This is a genomic window from Chlorobaculum tepidum TLS (assembly GCF_000006985.1).
GTDB classification, from domain to species: Bacteria; Bacteroidota; Chlorobiia; order Chlorobiales; family Chlorobiaceae; genus Chlorobaculum; species Chlorobaculum tepidum.
In genome coordinates, this window is the sequence record NC_002932.3 from 1,649,177 (window position 1) to 1,674,406 (window position 25,230).

The 25,230-nt window shown below is 58.4% G+C and carries 28 protein-coding genes; 4 read left to right on the forward strand and 24 right to left on the reverse strand.

Annotated elements, in window-relative coordinates; all coding sequences use genetic code 11:
* Nucleotides 1-123 precede the first annotated feature (123 nt).
* Entirely contained in the window at nt 124-312 is a 189-nt protein-coding gene (locus AYT24_RS07835; protein WP_010933397.1) for a 4Fe-4S binding protein, read from the forward strand.
* Between the two features lie 9 nt (nt 313-321).
* On the opposite strand, the gene AYT24_RS07840 is transcribed toward AYT24_RS07835, so the two are convergent.
* The 9 genes from AYT24_RS07840 to AYT24_RS07880 all read right to left on the reverse strand — a co-directional run bounded on the left by AYT24_RS07840 (nt 322) and on the right by AYT24_RS07880 (nt 6,949).
* The gene (locus AYT24_RS07840) at nt 322-1,113 is read right to left on the reverse strand and encodes a metal-dependent transcriptional regulator (protein ID WP_226986794.1); all 792 of its coding nucleotides are present in this window, start codon (nt 1,111-1,113) and stop codon (nt 322-324) included.
* Nucleotides 1,110-1,616 (reverse strand): flavodoxin, encoded by a 507-nt coding sequence (locus AYT24_RS07845; protein WP_010933399.1) that lies wholly within the window; start codon nt 1,614-1,616, stop codon nt 1,110-1,112. The genes AYT24_RS07840 and AYT24_RS07845 overlap by 4 nt, the downstream gene beginning before the upstream one ends.
* Nucleotides 1,617-1,632: 16 nt before the next feature.
* Nucleotides 1,633-2,112, reverse strand: coding sequence for a hypothetical protein (locus tag AYT24_RS07850; protein ID WP_010933400.1), 480 nt, complete (start codon nt 2,110-2,112; stop codon nt 1,633-1,635).
* Entirely contained in the window at nt 2,109-2,720 is a 612-nt protein-coding gene (locus AYT24_RS07855) for a ferritin (RefSeq protein WP_010933401.1), read from the reverse strand. The genes AYT24_RS07850 and AYT24_RS07855 overlap by 4 nt, the downstream gene beginning before the upstream one ends.
* A gap of 140 nt (nt 2,721-2,860) precedes the next feature.
* Entirely contained in the window at nt 2,861-3,094 is a 234-nt protein-coding gene (locus tag AYT24_RS07860; protein ID WP_164927079.1) for a FeoC-like transcriptional regulator, read from the reverse strand.
* Between the two features lie 156 nt (nt 3,095-3,250).
* Nucleotides 3,251-5,626 carry a Fe(2+) transporter permease subunit FeoB gene (gene feoB, locus AYT24_RS07865; RefSeq protein ID WP_010933403.1) on the reverse strand — a complete coding sequence of 792 codons (2,376 nt, stop codon included), beginning with the start codon at nt 5,624-5,626 and terminating at the stop codon, nt 3,251-3,253.
* On the reverse strand, nt 5,626-5,853 hold the full coding sequence (locus AYT24_RS07870; RefSeq protein WP_010933404.1) for a FeoA family protein: 228 nt from the start codon (nt 5,851-5,853) through the stop codon (nt 5,626-5,628). Before AYT24_RS07870 ends, feoB begins: the two co-directional genes overlap by 1 nt.
* Complete coding sequence (locus AYT24_RS07875) at nt 5,850-6,131, reverse strand: FeoA family protein (protein WP_010933405.1); 282 nt, start codon at nt 6,129-6,131, stop codon at nt 5,850-5,852. The genes AYT24_RS07870 and AYT24_RS07875 overlap by 4 nt, the downstream gene beginning before the upstream one ends.
* Before the next feature lie 14 nt (nt 6,132-6,145).
* Nucleotides 6,146-6,949 carry a transporter gene (locus AYT24_RS07880; protein WP_010933406.1) on the reverse strand — a complete coding sequence of 268 codons (804 nt, stop codon included), beginning with the start codon at nt 6,947-6,949 and terminating at the stop codon, nt 6,146-6,148.
* A 312-nt stretch (nt 6,950-7,261) separates the two neighbouring features.
* On the opposite strand from AYT24_RS07880, the gene AYT24_RS07885 reads away from it, so the two are divergent.
* The gene (locus AYT24_RS07885) at nt 7,262-7,939 is read left to right on the forward strand and encodes a peroxiredoxin (protein WP_010933408.1); all 678 of its coding nucleotides are present in this window, start codon (nt 7,262-7,264) and stop codon (nt 7,937-7,939) included.
* 270 nt (nt 7,940-8,209) lie between these two features.
* On the opposite strand, the gene AYT24_RS07890 is transcribed toward AYT24_RS07885, so the two are convergent.
* Nucleotides 8,210-9,004 carry a methyltransferase domain-containing protein gene (locus AYT24_RS07890; RefSeq protein WP_164927080.1) on the reverse strand — a complete coding sequence of 265 codons (795 nt, stop codon included), beginning with the start codon at nt 9,002-9,004 and terminating at the stop codon, nt 8,210-8,212.
* Nucleotides 9,005-9,135: 131 nt separating this feature from the next.
* Nucleotides 9,136-10,275, reverse strand: a complete 1,140-nt coding sequence (locus AYT24_RS07895; RefSeq protein WP_226986796.1) for a radical SAM protein — start codon at nt 10,273-10,275, stop codon at nt 9,136-9,138.
* Between the two features lie 284 nt (nt 10,276-10,559).
* On the opposite strand from AYT24_RS07895, the gene AYT24_RS07900 reads away from it, so the two are divergent.
* On the forward strand, nt 10,560-11,213 hold the full coding sequence (locus AYT24_RS07900) for a PEP-CTERM sorting domain-containing protein (protein ID WP_010933411.1): 654 nt from the start codon (nt 10,560-10,562) through the stop codon (nt 11,211-11,213).
* Between the two features lie 117 nt (nt 11,214-11,330).
* On the opposite strand, the gene AYT24_RS07905 is transcribed toward AYT24_RS07900, so the two are convergent.
* The 13 genes from AYT24_RS07905 to AYT24_RS07960 all read right to left on the reverse strand — a co-directional run bounded on the left by AYT24_RS07905 (nt 11,331) and on the right by AYT24_RS07960 (nt 24,387).
* A complete protein-coding gene (locus tag AYT24_RS07905) occupies nt 11,331-11,801 on the reverse strand; it encodes a glycoside hydrolase family 19 protein (protein WP_226986797.1) in 471 nt (156 codons plus the stop codon).
* A gap of 16 nt (nt 11,802-11,817) precedes the next feature.
* A complete protein-coding gene (locus tag AYT24_RS10555) occupies nt 11,818-11,970 on the reverse strand; it encodes a hypothetical protein (RefSeq protein WP_226986798.1) in 153 nt (50 codons plus the stop codon).
* Between the two features lie 188 nt (nt 11,971-12,158).
* Nucleotides 12,159-12,707 carry a molybdopterin-dependent oxidoreductase gene (locus tag AYT24_RS07910; RefSeq protein WP_010933413.1) on the reverse strand — a complete coding sequence of 183 codons (549 nt, stop codon included), beginning with the start codon at nt 12,705-12,707 and terminating at the stop codon, nt 12,159-12,161.
* Between the two features lie 3 nt (nt 12,708-12,710).
* A complete protein-coding gene (locus tag AYT24_RS07915) occupies nt 12,711-14,765 on the reverse strand; it encodes a TonB-dependent receptor plug domain-containing protein (protein ID WP_164927081.1) in 2,055 nt (684 codons plus the stop codon).
* Between the two features lie 83 nt (nt 14,766-14,848).
* A complete protein-coding gene (locus AYT24_RS07920) occupies nt 14,849-15,844 on the reverse strand; it encodes an ATP-binding cassette domain-containing protein (protein WP_010933415.1) in 996 nt (331 codons plus the stop codon).
* Nucleotides 15,841-16,542, reverse strand: coding sequence for a GTP-binding protein (locus AYT24_RS07925; RefSeq protein ID WP_010933416.1), 702 nt, complete (start codon nt 16,540-16,542; stop codon nt 15,841-15,843). The genes AYT24_RS07920 and AYT24_RS07925 overlap by 4 nt, the downstream gene beginning before the upstream one ends.
* A gap of 91 nt (nt 16,543-16,633) precedes the next feature.
* Complete coding sequence (locus AYT24_RS07930) at nt 16,634-17,707, reverse strand: ABC transporter substrate-binding protein (RefSeq protein WP_226986799.1); 1,074 nt, start codon at nt 17,705-17,707, stop codon at nt 16,634-16,636.
* Nucleotides 17,688-18,809, reverse strand: coding sequence for an ABC transporter substrate-binding protein (locus tag AYT24_RS07935; RefSeq protein WP_010933418.1), 1,122 nt, complete (start codon nt 18,807-18,809; stop codon nt 17,688-17,690). Before AYT24_RS07935 ends, AYT24_RS07930 begins: the two co-directional genes overlap by 20 nt.
* Nucleotides 18,806-19,441, reverse strand: coding sequence for a class I SAM-dependent methyltransferase (locus AYT24_RS07940; RefSeq protein ID WP_164927082.1), 636 nt, complete (start codon nt 19,439-19,441; stop codon nt 18,806-18,808). Before AYT24_RS07940 ends, AYT24_RS07935 begins: the two co-directional genes overlap by 4 nt.
* 275 nt (nt 19,442-19,716) lie before the next feature.
* On the reverse strand, nt 19,717-20,517 hold the full coding sequence (locus tag AYT24_RS07945) for an ABC transporter ATP-binding protein (protein ID WP_010933420.1): 801 nt from the start codon (nt 20,515-20,517) through the stop codon (nt 19,717-19,719).
* A complete protein-coding gene (locus AYT24_RS07950) occupies nt 20,511-21,506 on the reverse strand; it encodes a FecCD family ABC transporter permease (RefSeq protein WP_010933421.1) in 996 nt (331 codons plus the stop codon). The genes AYT24_RS07945 and AYT24_RS07950 overlap by 7 nt, the downstream gene beginning before the upstream one ends.
* 8 nt (nt 21,507-21,514) lie before the next feature.
* Nucleotides 21,515-23,533 carry a TonB-dependent receptor plug domain-containing protein gene (locus tag AYT24_RS07955; protein ID WP_010933422.1) on the reverse strand — a complete coding sequence of 673 codons (2,019 nt, stop codon included), beginning with the start codon at nt 23,531-23,533 and terminating at the stop codon, nt 21,515-21,517.
* 56 nt (nt 23,534-23,589) lie between these two features.
* On the reverse strand, nt 23,590-24,387 hold the full coding sequence (locus AYT24_RS07960; RefSeq protein WP_164927083.1) for a uroporphyrinogen-III C-methyltransferase: 798 nt from the start codon (nt 24,385-24,387) through the stop codon (nt 23,590-23,592).
* A 406-nt stretch (nt 24,388-24,793) separates the two neighbouring features.
* Between AYT24_RS07960 and AYT24_RS07965 the strand changes: the two genes are divergently transcribed.
* Nucleotides 24,794-25,219 (forward strand): TOBE domain-containing protein, encoded by a 426-nt coding sequence (locus AYT24_RS07965; protein ID WP_010933425.1) that lies wholly within the window; start codon nt 24,794-24,796, stop codon nt 25,217-25,219.
* The last annotated feature ends 11 nt before the right edge of the window (nt 25,220-25,230 follow it).

Below are 25,230 nucleotides of genomic sequence, written 5' to 3' on the forward strand. Positions count from 1 at the left end.
GCTCGCCTTTCTGCACCTCTTCGCCATTGACGAACAGCACTCTGGCGGTTTACTTGTCTGTTGTCGATGAGTGGATCAATGTGTGATCGACTCGTCGCTTCGACAACCAAAACAACTACCGCCATGTCACTGAAAATCACCGAAGAGTGCACCTTCTGCGCCGCCTGCGAACCCGAATGCCCGGTCAACGCCATCAGCGCGGGCAGCGACATCTACGTCATCGATGAATCGGCCTGCACCGAGTGCGAGGGCTATGCCGACTCACCGGCATGTGTTGCCGTGTGCCCCGCCGAGTGCATCGTCAAGGCCTGAGCGCCGCGCTCACTGAGCGGCGCTTTGCCGGGCTGGCGGCGCGAACGGTTCCGGGCCGCCGCCAGCCTCGTCGAAACGCTCGTCTGGCTCGGCCTGAACATCGATGATCGACGCGATCTCGAAGGCAATGGCAATGCGCTCCGAACCATCGGCGATGGTCAACGGTCCCTGAAACGGGGCCTTTTGCATAACCGTGCAACTCCTGCCGGGCAAGAGACCCAGCTGGGCGATATATTCGAGCACTTCTGGATCGGCGCTCCGCAACTGCGCGATGCGAACCGTCCGCCCCTCATCGACCGTCGAGAGCGGTTCAAGCAGCTCCGACCTGAGCGCGCCGTCATGCGCCGGAATCGGGTGGCCGTGGGGATCGTGCATCGGGTAGCCAAGCAGCCGGTCAAGCGCGTCCGAGAGCCGATCCGAAATGACATGCTCCAGACGGCACGCCTCCTCGTGCAGCTCGTGAATGCCGTAACCGGCCATTTTGAACAGAAAGGTTTCGACCAGCCGCCGCTTTCTCAGAGTCCGGCAGGCGGCTTGCCGCCCCTTCGGCGTCATCGACACCCCTTCGCGCCACTCGTGACGCAGCAATCCGGCCTCCGTCAGTCGCACGATTTTTTCGGAAACGGTCGAAAGCGAGTGCCCTATCGCTTTGGCGATGTCGCTCACCGACACCTCGCGCTCTCGTTCAGTCAACCGCCAGATGACCTGAAGGTACATCTCGCTCGACTCGCTCAGCTTTTCCGGTTTCCCGCCGACGGCCCCGCTGGTTCGCTCCGTCATCCCGCTCCTTTTGCGCGTCATGACAGATACGGTCTGATTGAGCACACCCAGCGCCGAATCCGCTCCCGCGTCAAATGCTCCTGATTGTCCGCATCGAGCGCGAGGCCGACGAACATCCCGTCGCGCAAGGCTTTCGAGGAGGAGAACTCGTAGGTGTCGCTGGGCCAAGCGCCAACCACCTTCGCGCCACGCGAAACGAAGCGGTCATGCAGAATCCCCATCGCATCGACATACCAATCGCCATAAACGAGCTGGTCGCCAAGCCCGAAAAAAGCGACAGTCTTGCCCGTCAGATCGAGCTGGTCAAGGGCGGAAACAGCTTCCCGCCACCCATGCGGAAGCTCGCCCGCGCCCCAGGTCGAGGTTCCGATGATCAGCATATCGTATTCGGTCAAACGAAGCAGCTCTTCGCGGCTCACCTCGAACAGATCGACATCGGGGCGCCCGATTTCAGTGGCGATCAGCTCGGCGGCCTCTTTGGTATTTCCGGTCTGCGACGCCCAGACCACGGCTGTTTTTTTCATGGCGAATCGATGATTTTCAGTTTTGCGTTCCATCCGCGAGTCCATTGTCGCCCGCCTCGGCTCCGGCAAAGAGCCTGCCGATACCGAGATCCTCGTTCACCGCGTCGCCAACCGCCTTGCTGAACGCGGCAAAATCCAGTGGCAAGATCGCAAGCGTTACCACGCCAAGCGAAAAAACCATCGCCTCCGGCCTCTGGCCTTCTCGCTTCGCGCACTCCTCTTCGTACCGGAAGCACTCCTCCATGATGAGATAGAGCGTCTCGCGGGGGATGGCGACATCAACGTAGCGATAGCGGAGATGATACGCCCCGCACCGGCAACGGCTCACGCCAATCGTCGAAATACAGGCGGGCGCTTTTTGTTCATTGTTTTTGTTCGACTGTTCCTGCATGTGCTTCTCCTGATTGATGTTATACTCGAACTTCGATACTCCGGCATCCGGAAAACGCCCCCGATCACTGTTGATCCGGGGGCGTCCGACAGGCTGACGTTTCAATGCCCGGACCAGTGTGACGAATGCTGATGAGCATGGAGGCCATCGTGGCCATCGTGGTGCTTTGGCGCGGGGCCCACCTGCAGGAACATCGGCTTCTGCTGGTGATGCTCATGGTGAAGCACCGACTTGCGTACCTCCTCGTCGAAGCGGAACAGCGCCCGCCCATCCATCGTGTTGATGATTCGCGCCTTGTGCAGCATCGAGCTGAACAGGTACTCCTCCTCGTGCTGCTCGGCCACGTACCACTGGAGGAACTGGAAGGTCGAGTAGTCCTTCTCCCGCAAGGCTGTATCGACCAGATCGTTGATGCTCTGGGTGATCGCCAGTTCGTGGTTATACGCCGCTTCGAGCAGCTCGATGTGCGACTTCCACTCCGGCGCTGGAGTGGCGACCTCGCCGATCAGCGCCAGCGAGCCGGTTTCGTTGATGTAATCGAACAGTTTCATCATGTGCGCCTTCTCCTCCTCGGCGTGAGCGCGGAAAAAAGCCGCTGTGCTGTCGAGCGACTGCGTCAGGAGCCACGCGCTCATTTGCAGATAGAGATGCGCCGAAGCCGCTTCGAAGTTAACCTGATGGTTGAGCTTATCGAGAATGGTTTTACTAAGCATGGAATGAATTGTTTGGTATTAACTGAATATGGAGTTACGAGAAAAAGAGAAGCTAGAGACAGCGATCACCTCCTCATCTTATTTAGAAATTGTATAGATAAGAAAACAGGCAAAAAAAATGAGTCTGCCGTTGCCCGGACTTACTCGACCCACTCGTAGACCCACTCGTAGTGGATATGCTCCTTCCCGCCGCACTTGCCGCAACAGGCCGCGCCGAACACATCGCGCTGCTTCACCACGACGCGCCCTTTGAGAATCCACTGATCGAGCATCGACTCGACCAGCGACGAATCGGCCTTGAAGTGGCTCGAAATCTGCTTCAGCGAAGCGCTCCGCTCCCGCTGGAGATACTCACGAACATCAGTTAAGCTCATGATTATAAATAGTTTATGGTTTTTTGAAAATGGTTGCGATACAGCTGCACGGAAGTCTCTGGATACTAATATTTGAGACCGCCTCCCACCAATCATCCCAATCACGACCCCGATTCCGATTCCGATGAAAAAATCAGCCCTCTTCTTTCATCAAAATCAAGCCTCTTCCAAAATCTTTCCTTTCCTCCCGAACGCACCGTTTCCTGCCAGATACATCAGCGTCACCGCGACGGCGAACACCAGCAGCATTGCCGCAACCCACGCCGCGGATGAGCCGGGGTGCGCCCCCCACGTACCGATCTGATAGCTCAGCACGGCAAACACGTACGCCAGACCGGTCGTCCACACTACGGAGAAGAGCGTCCAGGCAAGGTTGGTTTCGCGATAAATCACCCCAATGGACGCCACGCACGGGAAGTAGAGCAGGATGAACACCAGGTAGGCGAACGCACCCACCCTGCCATCGAAACGGTTGACCATCGAGCCATAGATCGACGCACTGACGCCCTGCTCCTTGGCCACCGCGCCCCGATCGCTCAGGTCACCAACATTGATGCCGAGCGGGTCGAACAGCGATCCGGCGATACCCGCCAGATTCTCGGGAATCGTGGCGACCGCTTCGCCGAGTTTCGCCAAGAGGCTAAAACGTTCTCCCCCACCGTCAACCGCGGCCTTTGCTTCCTTCGCTGCGTAGAAGTTGTTGAGCGTACCGACCACAGCCTCCTTGGCGAACACGCCAGCGAAAAGACCAACGGCAGCGGGCCAGTTCTTCTCCTGTATGCCGAACGGCTGTAACACCGGCACGATCGCCTTGCCTGTGGCGACAAGCACGGAGTTTTCGTTCTCTTCGTTGCCGAAGCTGCCGTCAGTACCGATGGAGCTCATGAAACCGAGCACCACGATCACCGGCACCAGCACCTTGCCCGCCTTCAGGAGAAACGAGCCAAGCCGGTCGCCAACCCTGAGAATCACACCCTTGAGGGTCGGCAAATGGTAAGGCGGCATCTCCATGATGAAAGGCGACGGTTCACCTTTGAGTAGCGTCTTTTTGAGGATGAAGCCGGTCATGATCGCCACGGCGATCCCCATCAGGTAGAGCAGGAAGATGAGGTTCTGCCCGCCAGTAGGGAAAAAGGCCGCCGCGAAAAGCGCATAGACCGGCAGTCTTGCGCCGCACGACATGAAGGGGGTCATCATCACCGTCATGATGCGGTCGCGCTCGTCGCTCATCGTGCGGGCGGACATGATCGCCGGCACGTTACAGCCGAAGCCGACCAGAAGCGGAATAAACGCCTTGCCAGGCAAGCCGATAGCCCGCATCCCGCGATCCATCACGTAGGCCGCGCGGGCCATGTAGCCGGAGTCTTCGAGCATCGACAGGAAGATGAACATAAAACCGATGGTCGGGATGAAAGTAGCCATCGTCTGCAACGCCCTGCCAACGCCGCTGGCGAGCAGCGCTGTAAGCCATCCGGGTGAGCCGACAGCGCCAAGCAGTCGCCCGAAACCATCGACAAACAGCGCTCCGGCAGCGATGTCGAAAAAGTCGATGAACGCGCCACCGAGCTTAATCGTAAAAAGGAACATCAGGTACATCACGCCAAGAAAGAGCGGAATACCGAGAAAACGGTTCAGCACGAGGGAATCGATTTTGTCGGAGAGCGTTTTTCTGGTGCTCTCCTTGCGGGTAATGGCCGCCGCTGAAAGCTCGGAGACGAAGCGGTAGTGCGCGTCGGCGATCACAATATCGGGATCATCGCCAAGCGCGTCGGCAACCCGTTTCCGCTCCTCGAAGAGCGACGTAAGGGCCGCACCATCAAGCCGTTTCTCCAGTTCTTGATCGTGTTCGAGCAGCTTCATGGCGAACCATACGGGATCGTAGCCAAGCTCACGGGCCTGGGTACCGGTCGATTCCGCAACCCGGCGGATCGCCGCATCGAGCTCTGCCGGAAAACGCACCTTCGCGCTGGGCACAGAAGCACCGCCAGTCGTAAATCCTTTTGCGATAGCCGCTTTCAGCTCTTCAATCCCCTCGCCACGCGACGCCACCATCGGAATGACGGGACAGCCAAGCAGCGACGACAACCGGGCTGGATCGACCGAAATGCCCTGTTCTTCAGCCGCATCAACCATATTAAGCGCCACCACCACCGGCACGCCCATTTCAAGGAGGCGGCTGGTAAGGTAGAGGTTTCGGTCGGGGTTGGAGGCATCGACGATGTTGACAACAAGACCCGCCTCTCCGGAGAGGATGTAGCTCCGCGCCACCTCTTCGTCCTGCGACAACGACGAGAGCGAGTAGATGCCGGGAAGATCGACCAGCTCATACTCTTGGCCATCGTGGCGAAAGCGTCCGCTCTTTTTATCGACCGTCACGCCCGGCCAGTTGCCAACCCGCTGGTTCAACCCGGTTAGGGCGTTAAAAATCGTCGTCTTGCCGCAGTTGGGATTACCCACCACGGCTACGATCCTCTTGAGCGGTGAGGTCGGAACCTTCGCGCTCACCCGTTGTTTCTGTGCAGCTGTCTCCATCATCGCACCTCCTCGACCGTGATGTTCTCGATATCGGACCTGCGCAGCGACAGCCGGTATCCGCGAACGGTCATCTCAACCGGATCGCCAAGCGGTGCAACGCCCTCGATCCGTACGATCTCGCCGACCAGCATCCCCATCTCGTTCAGCCGCTTCCGCAACCTACCCGAAGACGGCATGGCGACAATCCTCGCGGACTGGCCCTTTTTCAGTTCAGACAATTTCATGATGCAACCCTCCTGACCATGATACGCATGGCAACGCCCCGGCCAATAGCCACCCTGCCATCGTGCACCTGCACCAGAAGCGGCATCCCCGGACTATTTTCGATGACTTCAATGGTCTGGCCGACGGAAAACCCCATCTCGGCCAGACGTTTTCCATTTTCGCGGCCATGTGCGTAATGATGACCGCGCCCAAACCCTGCGCCAGCATCATGCTGGCCGAATCGGAGATTGATGATCTCGCCAACCTCCCCTTTGCCGAGCATTCCTAACGGAACCATAACCACACCTCCGCTCAGAAACGCATCGTGATGCCCGCCAGCCAGGTGGTGTCGGTCTCGGCGTCGTTCAGGCCGCCCTTGACACCGAAGTCGAGATCAACATCGTCGGAGACTCCGTAAATAAGTCCACCAAGAATGTAAGCCGGGTTGGTATCAGAATCTCTCTCCTCATTGGTCTCGACGCCAATGTCGGCGACCGCTTTCAACCTTTTGGCGACCTCGACCTCCCCGGCCAGCGAGGCGCGCCAAATGCTCTTCCGCGAGGATTCGCGCACCTCGGCGATGCTGTAATTGTTATACTCGTAGCCGAGGTTCAGGTGCAGCGCCCCACGGTCAACAGTGTGCGTGGCGATCAGCGTCACGTCGCCGCCGACCCGGCCATTGCCGAAACCCTTTTCATCATCGCCGGTCGGCAGTGAAATGCCTGGCTTCAACGCGAAACTCGTCCGCTTGTCATCGCTCTCAAAAAAGCGCCACTTGAGCTGAAGCGACAGGTCGCCGATGCCGTTCTCGTCACGAACAGTCTGGCCATTCACCCGCACCTTCGACCAACTCCACGGCACACCTGCCACAAGGTCGATGGTATCAGAAAGACCGTACGAAAACGTGGTGGCCAGCTCCCACTCTTTTTCGCGGACGGAATCGCCATTGACTGTTTCGTGATCGCGGGCGTACTCCATCCCGGCTTCGATCTGGAATTTCCCGGCTCCCTGCGTTCCGGTATCATCGGTTTCGAGCGGCATCGCCGCAAAGGTAGGCGCGGAGCACAACATGCCCGCGAGGACGAGTGAAGAAGCTTTGGAAAATGAGAGGTTCATCGATCTGTAATTTTATGGGTTACACAGAGCTTATGGGTTACACAGAGCAAGGCGCTCCAGAAACTCAAAGAACATAAAACTTATTTGGACAAATTAAAAATAAAAAATCCCGCGAACAACGGTGCTGAAAGGTTGCGACAAGGTGCCGGAAAACGGGATGACCAGAAAAGACCGAGAAAGGGCCTACAAGAAGCACGACTTTTCAGGAACTATCAAGGCCGTTTCGGGCTTAATGAGGTACTTCCAAAAAGGAGGTACTTCCAAAAAGCAAAATCAAACGCAACAGAACAAAAGTACAAGGAGCGCTAAACCATGTCACAACAAGTTGATGACGACCTCTATTATGACATCTCAATGCCGCTGCTCGGGGACGATTTTCCGGAACTGAAGGTTCAAACAACGCATGGCCCGATGAACATTCCGGGAGACCTGAAAGGCTCGTGGTTCGTGCTTTTCAGCCACCCGGCTGACTTTACGCCGGTCTGCACGACAGAGTTTGTCGCATTCCAGCAGCGGGTAGAGGCGTTTGAAAAGATCGGCTGCAAGCTCATCGGCATGAGCGTCGATCAGGTCTTCTCGCACATCAAGTGGGTCGAGTGGATCAAGGAGAATCTCGATGTTGACATCACCTTCCCGATCGTGGCGGCCAACGACCGTATCGCGAACAAACTTGGGATGTTGCATCCCGGCAAAGGCACGAACACCGTCCGCGCAGTTTTCGTAGGCGACCCGAACGGCAAGGTACGCCTCGTGCTTTACTATCCACAGGAGATCGGACGGAACATGGACGAGATTCTGCGCGCCGTCAAGGTCTTGCAGATTTCCGACAGCAACAAGGTTGCCATGCCTGCTGACTGGCCAAACAACTTGCTCATCAAGGATCACGTGATCATTCCGCCAGCAAACAACGTCGAAGACGCCAAAAAGCGCAAGGAGCAGCAATACGACTGCTACGACTGGTGGTTCTGCCACAAGCCGCTCGACAAGTAAGCCGGTAAGTCGAAGTGATCGAAAACGAAACAGCCCCGGAACTGTCACAAAACCAGTTCCAGGGCTGATCTGTTTTTGCTCCGGTTATAAAAAAGGTCAAAGTATTTAAACCCTGAAATTCTTTCTCCTTGTCATTCTGAGTCCGACTTGTCGGGACTATCGCATGAGTCCGCTTCGCTCCATTCAGAATGACAGCCCCTTTTTCGGCAACTCTGCGAAATTATTGCGGCCGAAGCAGTATAAGCAGACAAGGTCAGCGATCCGGCCTGACTACTTGCGGGCGACAAGCCTCCCCCGCCCTACCTTTCCGGCTGCCGAAGCGTCGCGCCAGAGCATAATGCCCTGCTCGACGGCGTCGTACATCTCCTGACCGTAGTTGTCCACGATGGCTTGCCGGTACTGGTTCTGCACCATATCGAGGTAGCCTTGCACATGCGCTGCGAAATCGGGCGTGAGGTCTTCTTTTTCGATGACCGTCAAGCCAGCCTGTTCGGCGAGCATGGCGTAGCCGTCGAGCGTCTCCATGTAGGGAAAGACCATGAAGGTGTTCAGCGCTGTCAACTCTTCGTCGGTCATCGGGCCAGCCTCCAGCCAGTCGGTGAAGGCGAGCACACCGCCCGGCTTGAGCACGCGGGCGCACTCCCCGATGAGGCGCTGCTTGTCGGTGATGTAGCACCAGGCGTCCTGCCCCCACACCACGTCGAAGCTGCTGGCGGGAAACGGCATGTCGAGCGCGTTGCCCAAAACGTAATCGATCTTGCCGGACAGGCCAGCCTCGATCGTGCGGCGGATCGCCTCCGCGTGCATCCGCTGCGTGGCGTCGAGGCCGGTGACGCGGCAGCCGTAATTTTTCGCCAGATACCGCGCCGGGCCGCCGAGTGCGCTGCACACGTCAAGCAGATGCGTCTCCGCCGTGACCCCGGCCTTCCGCGCCAGTACGTCAGTTTCCGCTTCCGCGCCGACGTGAATCTGCTCGCCCATCAGCATCTCCCAGAGGATTCCGCCCGCGCCGTCGTACACTTCGTTGACGTTGGCGATGTTGACATCGAGTTTATACTTCGCCATAAAAACCTCTCGTTCTTGATTGATAAAGCTATTACTCCTGCAATGAAAACTCTTCAACAATTGCCAACTCTTCAACAATTGCCCTGTCCCGAAAACTTTCGGGACAGGGTTTACGGATAAAACAAAATGAATCAGGGCTTTAGCCCAATTTCTTCATCTGTTGACTTTTGCAAATTATTGTTGACCGAGAAAGAGTCTGACGTTAGCGCAGTCCGGATCAGCCAGCACTTCGGGTCGAGGCCGTCCGCGTCGCCGCTGTAGTGATACGCGCTGGCCCGACAACCCCAGCAGTGAGCGTTGTTGACGCAGTCGTTACACGGATTGGGCAGGTTCTGCACGTCGTGCAGTGCGGCGTGAACGAGCGTGTCGAGATGCCGGGCGACAATGTCGCGGAACGGCGTCGTGCGGATGTTGGCCACGCCCTCGCGGATGACCGAGCACGGAGTGACGTCGCCGGTGAACGTTACCGTAGCCATCGTGCCGCAGTAATATTTGTCGGTGTCCATCGCCGCGATGGAGATGTTGTCGCCGCCGTAATCGATGCGATCGCGCTCGGTATAGACGCGCTGCACCTCGTCGAGTTGCGGCTCCAGCGAGCGCCACTCCGCGCCCATCCCGGCGGGATTGAACATCGTCAGGCAGGTGCGCAGGCCCTTCTCGCAGAACCACCAGCGCATGGTTTTGATAGCGTCCTCCGGCCCCTGCAACGACGTGTAGGTGATGCAGTTAATCATCATGTCGGCGGGCTTGCCGAGCGCGAGCAGGTTATCGACGCCTTCGACGATGGCCTCGATGAAGTGCGGATTCCCGCCGCGATGCAGCTTCGCATAGACCTCCGGCGTAATGGAATCGACGTGCACCGATACGAAGCCACCCTCGCTCACCTCGTGCACTCGGGCCGCGACCTCCTTGCTCTTCAGCGGCAAGCCGCTCGTCCAGACGTTGTTGACGAGGCCCAACGAGCGGGCATACTGCATCAACTCGTACCAATCCGGGCGGACGAGCGGATCGCCACCCAGCCAGTCAATGGCGCGAATTTCCAGCGCCGCCGCATCGCGGAGCAGGCCGCGGATTTCATCTGAGGTAAGACCATGGTGCTCGCGGGGAGTCGAACCGGCGTAACAGAAAATGCACCCCTGCTGGCAGGCATCGGTGGTTTCGATTTGCAGCGCGTAAAGCCGCTTCTCCGCAAAATACCGTTTCTGCTCATCCTCCCGACCAGCAGCCAGCCCGCCATACCGCTTCAGATGATCGTTAATGCAACCCGCCATACGGTTCATCTCCCTGTTGATTGATGCTGTTACAAACACAGTAAACTCTCTTCAAACAGGTCGTTAACGCTGAAAAAGTTTCCTTCAGACATGGTTTGCGGAGAGAGACCGTGCTGAAAATTCAAGCGGTTTTTTGAGGCGAGTGCGACAATTTCGCCGATATGACGTTGCCGCTTACGTCATAAATAACTACATTAACCTATGCGATACCCCAAATTTTCGCATATATACCCCTCCCGTTCGGGAACCCCTATACCCCTTCAATCCAAACGGAGAAAAAAATCATGAAAGCCAAAGCAACAGCTATCGGCATTTTGTTTACCGCCCTCGCCTGGACAGGCGCAAATGCTGCCGTCATCAGCCACAACGACATAACCGGTACTAACCCCGGTCTTCAAAATCCCTATACGACGGGGATAACAAGTGATTATTCTGATGACATCACAGCCTCAGGAATCGGGCGTGTTGGCCTCACGGGAAAAACCGCTGATGATCGCTATAATGCGAGTGGCTGGTCAACCGGAGCGCTGGACACCGGCAAATATTTCACTTTCACGCTGGACGCGAATGATGGTTACGCAATCAACTTCAGCAGTTTTGAATATCGCGCTCAGAGATCGAACACTGGGCCAACATCCTTCGCATTCAGGTCAAGCATTGATGGGTTCACGACAAACATTGGTTCGCCAACAGCAACAGGCGCGACAATCGACCTGACCGCTCCGCAGTTCCAACATCTGACAAACCCTATTGAGTTTCGCCTTTATGGTTATGATTCTGGAAGTGGAAATGGCACCTTCAGCGTCAACGACTACACCTTTAACGGCACCGTTGAAGCCGTTCCAGAACCCGGTACGCTGGCGCTTGTCGGAGTCGGCTCGCTGCTGATGCTCGGCCATGCACGGCACACTCGCAAAAGGATGGACATAATGGCGTAACGTCTGAATTTTTCAGCACCTCCGAGATCAGGTCTGACTTGTTTGCTCTGAGAGCGTCAACATTAAACAAGCCAGACCTGCTCCCTTTTTCCCCGCCTTTTCCTTCACCCAAAAATATCAGGCGATCAACGCGGTTTCCGCAGCTTTGAACAGTTTGAAGCGCTCCTGAAGACCGACCGTGCCGCCATTGATTATTTTGGTGATCGTGGTGAAATCTTCGAGATCGTTATCGCCCGTGCGATCATCGGCAAGCTCATTAAGGCCGTGTGACGCCCAGAACCACGCGGCGGACATCGCGGCAACCGCCGGTTCGGTCAGCTGATCGGGATGGTTCAGTAAATCTATGCCAAGCGCTTTCGAGGCAGACTCGTAATTCGAGCGCCCGGTAAGCTGAATCAGGCCGCGCCCCCGGAACCGGTAGCCATCGCCGGACGACTCCGGGCCATTGCCGATTCTGTTTGCATACACATAATTCGCGAGCTTTTCCGGATTTCGTTCATACTTCTCGGCTATGGCGAGGGTGGGAAATCGTTTCGGCCACACCTTCATCAAGCGAGCCGCAGAGTAGGAAAGCTTCTCTTCGAGCACGTTCAGGTGATTTGACTCATGCCCGGTATTGAGTCAGAAACGACGCCACGCGCGCTTCGCTGTTAATGGCATATTTTTCTAACGCAGGAATCAACGCCGCAACCCACTCCTCCGGCTTCTTGCAGTCAGGCAATGCCACTTTCAGCAGATCGACCGTAATCAATGACATAACGCTCTCCCGTTGTGAACTAGTTATGAGAGGAACTGCAAACACTATACAACACTAACCGTATAATTTACTGGAAAAACTCTCTCTTGTATTCAATTTCACTATCGGAAAGCCAAAGTTTTTCGCACCTCACAATCAGTCCACTCCTCCGGAAATCCTCACGAAAGAGTGAAAAATAAGCGCCCGTTTTACGGCGCGGCGTTGACTTTCGAGACCTCGATGCTTTCGACCATCTTCACGTGGCGCGGGCCGTTGGCCCGGTCGTTGTCGCAAAAGATGACGAACGGGCCGCCCGTTTCGACCGGCTTGCCATTCTCCTCGAATACCAGCCACGCGCCATCGCCTGCAACGCCGTAGCGAAGCTCGTTCATCGTGAAGATGACGTTGTAACCATCCAACGAGCGGACGAGCGCGTAGTACTCGCCGCGCTCGCGCGGATTTGGCATCACCACTTTGGTCGAATCGAGAATGTCGCGAAGCAGCACCCCCTTGAAGCTCCTCATTGTCTGCTTCGTCTGGCCGGAATCGCAAACAATCGCCGTCGCGCCTTTCTCGACAGGCTTCATCCTCCGAAGCGATTCGACGGTAAGCGTCAGCGGATGCTCCACCAGCCCAAAAACCTTCACCTCGCCGGGGCCAGATTGCGCAGGTTCTGCCTGCAAGCCACAGAAGGAGAAAAGCACAACCAGCATCAGAAGAGATGAACATGCCTTCCGGATGTTTTTCATTGTCGTCATCAATTACAGTTTGAAATTCAAACCACCATAGAAATAGGTACCCATTGCGCCCGCGCCTTCGTTGTTGCCATATCCGGTATTGGCGTCGTCGTTGAAGAGGTTATCGACTCCGGCGAACAACTCGGCGTGTTTCGAGACCGATTTGGAGAGGTAGCAGTTCACGAGCGTGTAGCCGGAAATCTTCTCATCCGCCGAGCTGTACTGCGTGCCGGTGGAGACAACTCTGACGTTGCCTTTCAGGCCGAACCGGCTATTGGCGTAATCGAGCCGGAGAACATTGGCGACATCGGGCGCGAAGAACAGCGCTTCGCCGGTATCGAGGTTCTCCGTATCGAGAAAGCTGACCCGGTCGGAGAGCGTGAAGCCGTGCGGCAGCGCGAGCGATGCGCTGATTTCGATGCCGCGCGTCATCGCTTTCGAGAGGTTCTGGTACTGGTAGGTGTCGGGCGTGGTGGTGTCATCGGCCAGCACCAGCGAAATCATGTTCCTGACCTCGTTGCGAAAAGCGGTCACACCTGCGTTGAAACCACCCCGTGAAAAGTCAGCGCCAACCTCCCAAGTCTTCGAGCGTTCAGCTTTGAGATCGGGATTCGACAGGACGATGCTTCTTCTGGTCGTCAGCGAACCGGTGTAGAGTTCGTAAATCGATGGCGCACGAAAGCCCTCGCCGTATGAAGCCCGCAGTTTGAGATGCGAATCGACGGGCAAAAGCACCGCAACCTTGGGGCTGTACTCCGAACCGAAATCGGAATGGTCGTCGTACCGCACACCGGCGATGATCGTCAGCGGCTTCAAGCCGGTGAACTCGTCCTGGAGGTAGAGGCCGAGATTATCGACATCGTGCGAAATATCCGTCTTGTCTGTCGCCACCATCGTTGTCGGCCCGCTGTTGACCAATCCGGTTTTGGTGACCACCTTTGTCGTGACGGTGCTGCCCGAATCCGTGCGCGTCTCGGTACGATATTCAACTCCGGTAGTCAGGCGATGGACTTCGGCGATGCGCCCCGTCCAGCGAGCATCGAACTGGTCGTAATCCTGCGACACCTTCGTGCGGCTGGCCATCGTCGTTTCAGTGGTCGTCGTGGTGCCGGATGCTGTTGCGCTGGTGACGGTCGGCACGCCGTCGTGATTGTCCATGTCTGACCGCCAGTCGTAGGTGCTGCGGGCAACCTTCAACGAAAGGTTCGACTCTTCGCCTGTTTTTATTTCCGCTCCGGCATGCACAAGCAGGCGGTCGCTATCCACCCAGCGGTCGAAATCACCCGAGTTTTGCGTACGGATGCCATCGAGCGAGTTGTCGGCATAGACGATACCGCCGGTCAGTTTCACACCCGGCGTCAGGTCGCAGGTCAGCGAGGCCGATCCGGAGGCGATGCGACGGTCGTCGCCATCGGTCATGAGGTCGGACTGGTCGCGGTCGTAACGGTCACGATCGTAATAGGTCCCAGCCACCGCGAAGCCGAGCTTGCCCGCCGAACCGCTCACCCAACCATCGGTCTCGACAGTGCCCGCCTCTCCGGCGCGGCTCTCGCCCCCGGAAATTGACAGGCCACCATGCAAATCCTTCGTCGGCTTGCGGGTGATGATGTTGATGACGCCGCCCACCGCATCGCTGCCGTAGAGCGCCGAGCCGGAACCCCTGACGATTTCGATGCGCTCGATCATACCGGCCGGAATTTCACGCAGGTCGGAGTAGCCCTGAAACCCGGACTGCAACCGGTAGCCATCGATGAGCACCAGCGTCAGGCTGCTACCAAGGCCGCGTAATTTTGCCACGCCAAGCCGTCCGTTCACCGGTTCGAGAGCATTGACATCCTCCGCCTCCGCAAGCACGTCGGCAAGATTCAGGGAGCCGCTCTCTTCAATCTCCTGCCGGGTGATCACCTCGACGGCCATTGGCAGTTTGGAGACAGGGTTTTCAGTTCGGGTAGCAGTAATGACAATTTCGTCAGCCGTCCAGCCTGGAACGGTATCAGCGGCCCAAGCCTGCGAGCTTGCGGAACCGATGATAGCCGCCACCATAAGTATCCGGCAGGATCGGGAATTCAGTACATTCATGAACGATATGTTTTTACAGTTATAACGATGGATAAAAAATGAGTCTGATCGGCATTCACGACAAATCATCGGTACACGAGGGATTACCCCGCGTCTTCGATCAGCTCGCCACTGCGGAGCCTTGTGCGAAGCGCGAGAAGGCGGTTGTCGAGGGCTTCGAGCTTTTCGAGGTTCTCTTTTTCCTTCGGTGTCGTCGTGATCACCTTGAGGATGCCGCCGTTTCTGATGACCAGACGACGCTCGGCCATCAGCGCCAGAATCGGGTCGTGGGTGGCCATGAGCACGATCTTCTCTTTCCGGACCAGGAGTGAGAGCGCTTTTTTGCGATCGATGCCTGCATTCTCGATTTCGTCGATCAAGACGACAGGCGAGGAGCTGAGGAAGGCGGTGTCGGCGATCATCAGCGCCCTCGACTGGCCACCGGAGAGTGAGGTAACGGGCGTCGTAGCCTCAAAAGGCTCGCCCGCCAGCAGGTTTGCCTGCGTGACGATCTCGCGCACCACCTCCTCGACACGCTCCACCATGCGGCTCTCGGCGTGCATGGCGACGAACTCGGCAACCGTAGTGTCCATGACGAAGTTCATGTTCTGCGAAAGCTGCGCCACCAGCTTGTATTCGAGCGAGAAGCGCAGATCGGTGTCGGGCAGCTCGCCGTTGACGAGAATCCGGCGACCTGTCGGCGTGTCGTTCTGCGCCATCCATTCGATGTCGGCAAGCAGGCGGCTCTTGCCCGAGCCGGTCGGGCCAACGATGCTCGTCACCGAGCCGCGCGTGAGCGTCAAGCGCACCTCTTCAGGCGTGCCGCTCTTGTCGTGGCCGCCGATGATGGTGATGTCGCCGACCGGCGGGAGCTTGCCGAGTTGCATCATCTCGAGCTGGCGAAGGTACTCTTCGAGATTCTCCACCAGCCCCTCGCGATCGATGCCGATGTCTTCGTATATCTCCTCGGGCAACGATTCGAGCCAGTGGCCGAGCGGAATGCCGCGTTCGAGCGGGTCGAGGCCGTAGTCGCCAAGAAACATCGACACCTCGGGAATCTCTTCGTAAATTTCCGCAATGGTTCGTTCAAGCAACTTCATCGGGCAGGCTCCTCGCTCATTTTGATTTTTTTGACGTTACCGAGCTGAAACTCCATGCCGATCCTCGTTTCGCCGAGGCAATAGGAGCAAAGCGCTGCTGGCATGGAGAAGCGCAGGCGCGATCCGTCGAGGCAGGTGGTTTCGGGGGCAAGCAGGAATTGCGATGCGAGTTCGCCCGCGCCCTGCCCGGTAATGCCGTTGACGTGCATGATTTTGGCGCGCGGATTGGCGCGGCGCACCTGAAAGGCGAACACCTCACGTTCGGCCTGCGAGACGATATCGCCTTTCGTAATGACCACGATGTCGGCATACTTGAGCATTGGCCCGATCTTTTTCGGCGTGGTCGCGCCCATGAGGTTGTCGATGACGCAGACGGCGAGCACTCCCTTAATATGCGGCGCACAGCGGTTGCAGAGGCCCGCGCTCTCGGAGAGCAGAAAATCGAAGCCTTCGCGAATGCCCCAGTCGAGACACTCCTCGATATTGCTCACGAAGTAGTGGTCGGGGCAGAGATTACCCGACAGCCCGGTCTGGACAGGCACGCCAATGGCGCGAAACACGTCGTCGTCATTGGTGGCGAGACAGTCATACTTGAGCGCCCCGACCTTAAGCCCGGAGGCCATCATGGCGCGAATGACTCCGGCAAGCACGGCGGTCTTGCCGGAAGACGGAGGGCCGGATATGGTAACAAGTTTCATGGTGTGATGGTGATTCTCTTGAAGCCGAAATGAAAAATGGTTTGAAGCAACTTCTTTCTCCTGAATGAGTTATATGACCTATAACGAGCTATCACGAGCTGGACACATCCTCCCGCAGCCCTTTCTTCAACTCGACATCGAGCGCGGCGCTCAGGGTTTCGTAGTCGTTTTGGAGCAGGAACTCCCATGACGGGAAGCTGAAGGGCTGCGTCCAGTCGAACTCGTCGGCAAGGTGAAAATCGCCACGGCGCAGCGCTTGCCGGATGACGTTGCTGTGCATGAAGTTCACGAGCGGCTGGCACTCCTCCTTCCGCGAGCGCTTGACGTACATGAGCATCGGGGCGAGCACCGGGCCGTCCTCGAATTCGAGGATCGCCGCCCGCTTCTTCGACGGCATCTGCACCGTGGCGGCGTTCGGCAGCAGGTTGAAAAGCGTGCGGCGCGGCTCCGCTGAATCGATGCGCTTGAGGATTTCGGCGAAGTGCCAGATGTTGCGGATGTTGCCCGCGAAGTCGGTCACGGCGCGGCTGCCGAGCTGCTCCCGGAGAAGCAGCAAAAGCGCGGCGATGCTCGCCTTGCCGTTGTAGCCATGCACCGTGATGAGGTCTTTGTAGAGCGGATCGACCAGATCCGTCCAGCGCCTCGGGTAGGGCACGATGGTTTCGAGCGACAGGTCGCACACCACGCTCCAGAAGCCGGTGCTGAACAGGCCGATGTTGTGCTCCGTCACCAGCTTGCGGTACGACTCCGGCATCCGCGCGAGCGCCGCCTGGCTCGTCACGCCCTCGTAAATCCCGCTCTCGATGAAGCGCTCGCGGAACCCCTTCGCCATCACCGTGTGCAGGCCGGAAGCTACGAGCACCTCGGGCAATTCATCCTCGCTCATCGCCGCTTTCAGTTCGCCCTCGATCCCTTTGGTGTCGCCATCGAGCAGCATCGGCGAGTAGATCGGCGTTTCGTGCGAGGCGTTGTAGAGCGCCGCGAATTCGCCGATGGCCATCTTGCAGGCCACCTTGAGCGGGCAGGGCATGTTCATGTAGAAGTTGATCGCCCCCTTTTTGATGAGCGGCACGCCGTTGCCCGTGGTTCGGCGGTGCAGCGGCGGCTGGCTGCACACCGCGAGGACGTTGCCGTCCTTGTCCATCTTATCGACTGGTTTCATCATGTCCCGGTTTTGATTTTGCGCTCTGTACCGGCGCGACATCCGTGAAGGCGAAAGGGTGCAACACCTCGCGCAGCTCGGCGTCGGTCAGGTCGCGGTGAAAGAAAATGGTGAAGTACTCTCTGGTAGCAGTTTCGAGATCGATGTGATAGACCTCGGGATAAACCAATTGGGCGAGCCAGAGCGCTCCGAGAATCCGGTTCGTGCCCGGCGGGCGGTCAAACCAGCCGAAGGGGAGAAACGGAATCTGGTGGATGCGCCCCTTGCGGACGGCGGGAACCCGCTGCCAGAGCGGATCGGCGGCGATGGCGCGATAGGTGGTCATCGACGGCCCCATGCCCGTCCAGACGATCACCTCGTCGGGATTCCATTGCAAGACCTGCTCCATCGACACGGCGCTCATCCCCTTGCCGGAGAGCCGGTTGACCTGGGCGACGTTGGTCGCGCCGACCAGATCGATGATCTGACTGTGGAACGATCCCGATGGATCGGTGTTCAGGCCACGATTGCCTTCGGCGTAATAGACTCGCTTCCGCTGGCTGACGGGAATCTGGGCAGCTTTGGCGAACACCGGCAGCAGCCACTTTTCGATGTATGCCGTCATCTTCGCCGCCTGCTCCTGCCTGCCGAGCAGCTCGCCCATCGCCGCGAACGCTTCGGGGTAGCGCTTCATCTCCATATCGACCATGAAGACCGGAATGCCGGTTCGCTGACTGAGCCGGTCGGCCTGGTCGATGCTTTGCGGATTGATCGCAAAGTAGGAGATGATGACGTCGGGATGAAGCTTGACGATCTCCTCGGCTGAACCATCCGAGAACGGCAGTTTGAGATACGCGGGACTCATGAAGCGTTCCGCGCCGTCGGTCATCCAGAGCGAGCGGTTCACCATCAGGTCGGGCGCGACGGCGTAGAGCGTCACGCTGCCGGGTCGCGTTGCGTAGGCCCGATCGATGGTGACGGGAACCGTCATGCGCCGCCCGGCCATATCGACCACCTCGCGCGTCGCCGCATCGGGCTTCTTGCCGCCGGACGGCTGGCAGGCTGCCAGCAACAGCAGGAAGAACGGCAGAAGCCAGAGGAGGGTGCGAGTCGATGCGGCTCTCATGCTTCCACCTCCGCAGGTTTGCGGAAAATGATCCAGGTTCCGGCCTCCTGATGCTCCACGACGCCATCGATGCCGAGCCGTTCGAGTATCGCTCTGAAGTGCTCGGGCGGATTCTGCGTCATACGCTCCCTGCGCTTGCGGTTCCACTCGGGATCGTCGGCTTTGGCTGCCTCGATTTCGCGCAGCAGCTCCGCCGTGCCGAAGCCACCGCCGATCCACGCCCAGCCGCCGGGCCGCAGGACGCGATACACCTCGGCAAGCCCTTTTTGCTGATCCTCCCAGAAAAAGATCGAACCCCGGCTCACTACCAGATCGATCGATGCGTCATCGAACGGCAACGCTTCGGCCACCCCCTGCACGACATCAACGCGCTCGGCGACGCCCGCTTCGGCACTGTTCTCGCGGGCCAGCTCGACGCACTCCGGCATGAGATCGACCACCGTCACAGTCAGCGAGGTGATTTTAGCCAGACAGACGCCGAGCATCCCCGGCCCGCCGCCGAGATCGACGCAGCGCCCGGAACGCACGCCCGTCCGCTCGACGATCTGCGCGGCGATGACCGGATAGATTTTGCGGAAATGGCCCTTCATGATCTTCTCGTTGAACTCCGCCGCATTCATAGTGTAACTCATTGTTTTATAGCGTTTTGTTATTGCTCTAACAACAACGACTCGCGAAGGTTGTCGAGCAAGATTTTGGGCTGAAGCCCATGATTTTTTTGTGCCTTGAACCCCGTCCCGAAAGCATTCGGGACAAGGCAATTTTGGAAAACTCACTTTTCCAAAGTCATCCGCCTCCTCCTGTTTTTTGCTCTGCCCTTTCAAACTCTTGACAATTGCCCCGGACTTCAGTCCGGGGTATGCAGATAACGCATAGTAAGTAAGGGCTTTAGCCCAATCCCTCCCCCCTACTCCACCACCGGAGCGCAGACCCTTCGGCTGGCGTGGCCGTTTTGCGGGGTGTCGAACACCTGCACCTCGACGCCGTAGATGCTCCGCAGCGTATCCGGGGTGAGCGTCGCTTCGGGCGGGCCGTCGTGGCTCAGCTTGCCGCCGGAAAGCACCGCCACGCGCGAGGCCGCCATGAAGGCGTGGTCGGGGTGGTGCGTCGCCATCAGAATGCCGATGCCGCGCCCGGCAAGCGCCCTGACTTTGCGGAGCAGCCGCACCTGGTTGCCGTAGTCGAGGTTCGAGGCCGGTTCGTCGAGAATCATGAACCGCGCCTCCTGCGCCAGCGCCCGCGCAATGACGACCATCTGCCGCTCGCCGCCGCTCAACTCGTTGAACGGGCGACTGGCGAGATGACCGATTTCGAGCAGTTCGAGGCACTCCGCCGCAATCCGGCGATCACGCGCTCCCGGCGAGGCGAAGAGGCCGAGATGCGCGCTCCGGCCGAAAAGCACCACATCACTTACCGGATAGGCGAACGGCATGGCGTAGGATTGCGGCACGTAGGAGACGATACGCGCAATCTCCGTCGGCGAAAGGCGAGAGACTTCGCGACCCGCAAGCGTCACCGAGCCATTAACCGGAGCGATGAAGCCGAGCATCGTCCTGAACAGCGTGGTTTTGCCCGCGCCGTTCTGGCCGAGCAGGCAGATGATTTCGCCCGGCTCAATCTCCAGATCGACATTGTTCAGAATCGCCCTGCCGTTGTAGCCAAGTCCGGCGTTCCGCAGGGCAATCGACTGTTCCTTGAGCTTCACCATGCGCGTAGCGATGAGCGTTTCATGATCCAGATGAAAAAGGGCGCACCAAGCACCGCCGTGATGATGCCGACCGGAATCTCCACCGACGCCGCCGAGCGGGCGACCGTATCGACCGCCACCATGAAGGCCGCGCCGACGAGGAACGAGACCGGCATGAGCCGCCGGTGGTTCGCTCCGCCGAGAAACCGCGAGATGTGCGGCACGACGAGGCCGACCCAGCCGATGATGCCGCAGATGGAAATCATGCTCGCCGTCACGAGCGTCGCCGAGAGGATCACGGCGACGCGCATCCGTTCGGTGTGCAGGCCGAGCGAGCGGGCCTCCTCCTCGCCGAACGAGAGCACGTTCAGCCGCCAGCTCACGAGCAGCAGCGGAATCGCGCCCGCGAACACCATCGCCACCGCTGCGCCAAGTTCGCCCGTGCGGATGTCGGCGAAGCTGCCCATGAGCCAGTAGGTGATGGCGGGCAGCTTGTCGAGCGGATCGGCGATGTACTTGAGCAGCGAGAGCAGGGCCCCGAAGAGCGACGAGATCACGATGCCCGACAGCACGAGTACCAGCACCGAATCGCCGTTTCGCCCGATGGCGCGGCTGACCAGCACTGCGGCGAACACGGCGGTGATGCCGCCCGCCAGCGACAGCGCCTGCACGGCGGCCACCGGCAGCGAAAAGAGAATCCCCAGCGCCGCGCCGAAACCGGAGCCGGACGAGACGCCGAGAATGTCGGGACTCACCATCGGATTGCGGAACAGCCCCTGATACGCCGCGCCGGAGAGCGACAGCGCTCCTCCGGCCGCGATGGCAGCAATCAGCCGCGGCAGGCGGATGTTGAGCAGCACCACCGGAAGGTTCGAGTCGGCGCTCCTGCCTGTCAGGAGCCACGAAAGAATCGCGAGCGGCGAGACAGGATAGCGCCCCACGCCGAGCGAGAGCAGGCTCGCGCCGCCAAGCGCGAAGAGGCAGACGAGAATCAGCGGTACTCCTTTCATCGAGCTGCTCAGAATGCGTAATTCATCGACGCGATATACTCGCGCCCGGCTTCCGGATACCCCTCCGCGACCTCGTAGTTGCGGTCGAAGAGATTGTTGACCGCCGCATGAAGCGAGAGCGCGTCGGTCAGCCCGGCGTTTATGTGCAGATTCAGGAGGCCATAAGGCGATGCCGTGTACTTCCCGTCGCTGGTGCTGTAACGCTTCGTGTTGTATTCGCTCTCGACAAGCACCCAGGTCTCCTTGTTCAACAGGAACTGCACGGAGCCATTGAGCTTGTGCTTCGGCACATCGGTAAAGACCAGATCGGGATTGCTGTCGTTCTGCCGGTCGATGTAACTGTAGGCCACATGCGCTTTCAGCCACGCTTCCGGCTGCCAGTCCATTGAATATTCGAAGCCGGTGAAGGTTGACTTGCCGGTATTCTGCATCTGCCAGAGCCAGGTGCTGGTCGCCGTATCATAGGCGACATTGTTGACCTGCTGGATGGTGTCGTCGAGCTTGCTCCGGTAAACCGACGCGTGAAGCGAAAATTTTCCGGAGGGTGTAAAAGCGTAATCGAGACCGTAGTTCAGGCTCTGTTCAGGATCGAGGCCGGGGTTGGCAATCGCCCTGCCCATCCGGTAGGAGTAGCGATCCTTCAGCGTGGGAAAGCGCGTCGTCCGCGCCACATAGCTGGTCAGCGTGTTGCAGGCGTCCAGATGCCCGACCATGGCGAGCTGCGCGTTGGCTGCCCGGTTGTCTTCGAGATCGAACGAATGGATGGCCGTATGAGTGTTGTCGGTGAACTCCTGCGCCTCGATGGTGGAGCGGAAATCCTGACGGACACCGGCGATGAGCGTGAGATTTTTCGAGGCATTCCAGGTGTTCTCGACGGCAATCGAGAAGGTGTTGTCCGCGAACTTCAGCGGCTCCTCGCCGGTGTTACCGATTTCGTTGTGCATGTCGTACTTGTCGTGCAGCGCGACTTTGAGGATGTCGCTCTGCGCGATGCTGGTGCCGAACTCCACCGAACCGCCGACCGTGTGGTCATCATAGCGGCTCGAAAAAGCTTTATTGCTATGCTGAGTGGTGTAGGTAGCGTCATCGTAGCTTTCGAGCGTGTTGTAATAATTATCGAAATAGGCCCGCGTTTTCAGGTAGCTCTTCTCGCCGAGGCTGGTGCGGCCGATGTAGTACAGGCTGGTTTTGTCCCAGTTGGTGAAGCGCCAGAAGCGGCTCTTGTTGTTCGGATTCGATCCGGTATAAAGCGGCACGCCCTTGACCGAGTGCTGGCTGTTGAGGGTGATGGAGTACTCGTCCGTGCTGTTGGGTGTGTAACCGATTTTGATCGTGGCGTTCCGGTCACGGGTATCGGAGTTGCCACGCTCGCCGCCGTCTTCGTTCGCGACAGGTTCAAACGAGGAGGAGAGTGGCATGAAGTCGCGACTCAGCACGGAAAGCCCGGCCTGCACGTACCACTTGCCCTGATTCGAGCCGATGTTGACGCTTTCAAATCCGGCGTCGATCTCGTCGTTGCCCATCGATCCGCCAGCGCTAACGTTGCCTTCAAGCTTTTTTTCCGGCTTGCGGCTGACCATGTTGATCGCGCCGCCAAGCGTGTTCGGGCCGTACAGCACCGAGGTGAAGCCTTTGGAAACGCTGACTTCCGACAGGTTCATCGTCAAAAAGCGGTTCGGATCGACATAGCCGTCGTACGGCACGTAGAGCGGAACGCCGTCGAGGTAGAGCGGCACCTGGCGCATGTCGAAGCCGCGCACGTAGATCATCCCTTCATTGCGCCCGCCGACATTACTGATCGTGACGCCCGGCAGAAGATCGGCGGCTTCGGAGAGATTCTGCTTGTCGAGCATTTCCATCTCGGCGGCGGGAACCGTTTCGGAGGAGTTGGCACTCTTGCCCGTGACGACGATCTCGCCCGCCGTGAAAACCGGCGTGGCGCTCTGGTCGCTCGATGCAATGGTTTCGGCTGCAATTGCCGGCCTGACCGCGGCCAGCAGCAACACCATCAATACTGCTTTCTTCATGGATATGGTTGATTTCGTTATAACTCTTAATATATAATGCTGTACAAAAAAAGGGGCTACCCGGCGTTTTCGGGGGCCTTGACAAAAAACTCTTGCGATCCCGCAGGAACGTTCCGAACTCTCACGTACCGCCCGATATGGTACACCACCGGCTCCGGCAGGGCGATCGAACAACCAGCCGCCGTTAGCTCGCCAAGAGTCGTCCGCGCAAACGCCTCATCCGGCCATCCGGCCTTGCTCACCGCCACGACCGGCATTGCATCAGGCACGCCCGCTTCACGAAAAGTCCGGAGGATACCCGGCAGATTCGCCGTCGCCATGTAGAGCACGACCGTCGCGCCATGGCCGAGCAAGTGTGCGGCATCGCGGATGAGCGCGAAGTCGTCGGTGATCGCGGCGGCGATGAGGTTGAGCACGGCGTCGCTCTCGAACTTGCGGCTGATCGGCAGGGCGTAGGCGCTCGCCGCCGCCGCTCCGGCACAGATGCCGGGAATAGCGGCCCACGGAATGCCGAGCCGCGTGAGCACGTCGCCCTCATCAACTTCGCCGCCGAACAGCGACGGATCGCCGGTTTTCAGCCGCACGACGCGCAAGCCACGATCACGATACTCCCGAATCACCACGATCATCGGCGTCTGTTCGCGACGCCCCTCGCCGGTTTCATATGGCGAACGATCCACGCGAACAATCGCGGCGCGTTCGGATGCCAGCGCGAGTACCGGCTCGACCGTCCCGCAGTCGTAGAGAATGACATCGGCCTCGCGGATGGCCGCCGCGCCGCGCACCGTCAGCAGCTCCGGATCGCCCGGCCCCGCGCCGACAATCAGAACCCTGTTTTCTCCATGCTCCGCCATCTGATGAATCACTTTACGGCTTTCATTATTTCCTAAAAAATATAACGCCTGACAAAAAAAGAGGTGAAGTACTTTTCTTGTCAGAATTTGCGACATCTTCACCATTATTCAAACAATTCCTACCTATTGGTATATAAATTTACAGAAAACAGCTTTTCTTATTAAAAAATTAAGGTTTCTTAATCTCATCCATTGCCGTAAAAGAAAAATTTCATTATTTTAAGCAGTGCGTTATAACAGAGCCAACAGATCGATTTGACCCCATGTATTCGCGCATCCAGACGCTTGACAAGAACCGGCCCGGAAACGAGAAAATTCGGTTCACCGCCGCAGGATACGCCATGCAGCTTTCAATGCATCATCTCAACAACGCTTAGCTCCACCAATCCCTATCAGGAGTAACACCATGAACATCAGTGCACGCAACATCTTCAAAGGCTCCATCTCGTCGATCGTCAAGGGCGCGGTCAACGCCGAAGTGACCATCACGCTCGCCAGCGGCACTCCGATTGTATCGATCGTCACCATCGGAGCTGTCGAAAGGCTCGGCTTGCAAGAGGGTATGGCGGCCAGCGCCATCATCAAGGCGAGCACGGTCATTCTCGGCACCAATCTGCACGACGCGAAAATGAGCGCCCGGAACATCCTTTGCGGCACCGTGACCCGCGTGATCGACGGGCCGGTGAGCTGCGAGGTCGATCTGGAGATCGGCGTCGGCGAGGTGCTGTCGGCGGTCATCACCCACGGCAGCGCCGAGAAGCTCGGCTTCGCCGAAGGCAGCCACGCCTGCGCCATCTTCAAGGCATCGAGCGTAATCATCGGCGTGGATTGAGCAATCGGGCT

What these genes read in the sequence shown, in the direction of transcription:
- AYT24_RS07835 (WP_010933397.1), top strand. Translation starts at nt 124, where the DNA reads ATGTCACTGAAAATCACCGAAGAGTGCACCTTCTGCGCCGCCTGCGAA.
- AYT24_RS07840 (WP_226986794.1), bottom strand. Translation starts at nt 1,113, where the DNA reads ATGACGCGCAAAAGGAGCGGGATGACGGAGCGAACCAGCGGGGCCGTC.
- AYT24_RS07845 (WP_010933399.1), bottom strand. Translation starts at nt 1,616, where the DNA reads ATGAAAAAAACAGCCGTGGTCTGGGCGTCGCAGACCGGAAATACCAAA.
- AYT24_RS07855 (WP_010933401.1), bottom strand. Translation starts at nt 2,720, where the DNA reads ATGCTTAGTAAAACCATTCTCGATAAGCTCAACCATCAGGTTAACTTC.
- AYT24_RS07860 (WP_164927079.1), bottom strand. Translation starts at nt 3,094, where the DNA reads ATGAGCTTAACTGATGTTCGTGAGTATCTCCAGCGGGAGCGGAGCGCT.
- feoB (WP_010933403.1), bottom strand. Translation starts at nt 5,626, where the DNA reads ATGGAGACAGCTGCACAGAAACAACGGGTGAGCGCGAAGGTTCCGACC.
- AYT24_RS07870 (WP_010933404.1), bottom strand. Translation starts at nt 5,853, where the DNA reads ATGAAATTGTCTGAACTGAAAAAGGGCCAGTCCGCGAGGATTGTCGCC.
- AYT24_RS07875 (WP_010933405.1), bottom strand. Translation starts at nt 6,131, where the DNA reads ATGGTTCCGTTAGGAATGCTCGGCAAAGGGGAGGTTGGCGAGATCATC.
- AYT24_RS07880 (WP_010933406.1), bottom strand. Translation starts at nt 6,949, where the DNA reads ATGAACCTCTCATTTTCCAAAGCTTCTTCACTCGTCCTCGCGGGCATG.
- AYT24_RS07885 (WP_010933408.1), top strand. Translation starts at nt 7,262, where the DNA reads ATGTCACAACAAGTTGATGACGACCTCTATTATGACATCTCAATGCCG.
- AYT24_RS07890 (WP_164927080.1), bottom strand. Translation starts at nt 9,004, where the DNA reads ATGGCGAAGTATAAACTCGATGTCAACATCGCCAACGTCAACGAAGTG.
- AYT24_RS07895 (WP_226986796.1), bottom strand. Translation starts at nt 10,275, where the DNA reads ATGGCGGGTTGCATTAACGATCATCTGAAGCGGTATGGCGGGCTGGCT.
- AYT24_RS07900 (WP_010933411.1), top strand. Translation starts at nt 10,560, where the DNA reads ATGAAAGCCAAAGCAACAGCTATCGGCATTTTGTTTACCGCCCTCGCC.
- AYT24_RS10555 (WP_226986798.1), bottom strand. Translation starts at nt 11,970, where the DNA reads ATGTCATTGATTACGGTCGATCTGCTGAAAGTGGCATTGCCTGACTGC.
- AYT24_RS07910 (WP_010933413.1), bottom strand. Translation starts at nt 12,707, where the DNA reads ATGACGACAATGAAAAACATCCGGAAGGCATGTTCATCTCTTCTGATG.
- AYT24_RS07915 (WP_164927081.1), bottom strand. Translation starts at nt 14,765, where the DNA reads ATGAATGTACTGAATTCCCGATCCTGCCGGATACTTATGGTGGCGGCT.
- AYT24_RS07920 (WP_010933415.1), bottom strand. Translation starts at nt 15,844, where the DNA reads ATGAAGTTGCTTGAACGAACCATTGCGGAAATTTACGAAGAGATTCCC.
- AYT24_RS07925 (WP_010933416.1), bottom strand. Translation starts at nt 16,542, where the DNA reads ATGAAACTTGTTACCATATCCGGCCCTCCGTCTTCCGGCAAGACCGCC.
- AYT24_RS07930 (WP_226986799.1), bottom strand. Translation starts at nt 17,707, where the DNA reads ATGATGAAACCAGTCGATAAGATGGACAAGGACGGCAACGTCCTCGCG.
- AYT24_RS07935 (WP_010933418.1), bottom strand. Translation starts at nt 18,809, where the DNA reads ATGAGAGCCGCATCGACTCGCACCCTCCTCTGGCTTCTGCCGTTCTTC.
- AYT24_RS07940 (WP_164927082.1), bottom strand. Translation starts at nt 19,441, where the DNA reads ATGAGTTACACTATGAATGCGGCGGAGTTCAACGAGAAGATCATGAAG.
- AYT24_RS07945 (WP_010933420.1), bottom strand. Translation starts at nt 20,517, where the DNA reads ATGGTGAAGCTCAAGGAACAGTCGATTGCCCTGCGGAACGCCGGACTT.
- AYT24_RS07950 (WP_010933421.1), bottom strand. Translation starts at nt 21,506, where the DNA reads ATGAAAGGAGTACCGCTGATTCTCGTCTGCCTCTTCGCGCTTGGCGGC.
- AYT24_RS07955 (WP_010933422.1), bottom strand. Translation starts at nt 23,533, where the DNA reads ATGAAGAAAGCAGTATTGATGGTGTTGCTGCTGGCCGCGGTCAGGCCG.
- AYT24_RS07960 (WP_164927083.1), bottom strand. Translation starts at nt 24,387, where the DNA reads ATGGCGGAGCATGGAGAAAACAGGGTTCTGATTGTCGGCGCGGGGCCG.
- AYT24_RS07965 (WP_010933425.1), top strand. Translation starts at nt 24,794, where the DNA reads ATGAACATCAGTGCACGCAACATCTTCAAAGGCTCCATCTCGTCGATC.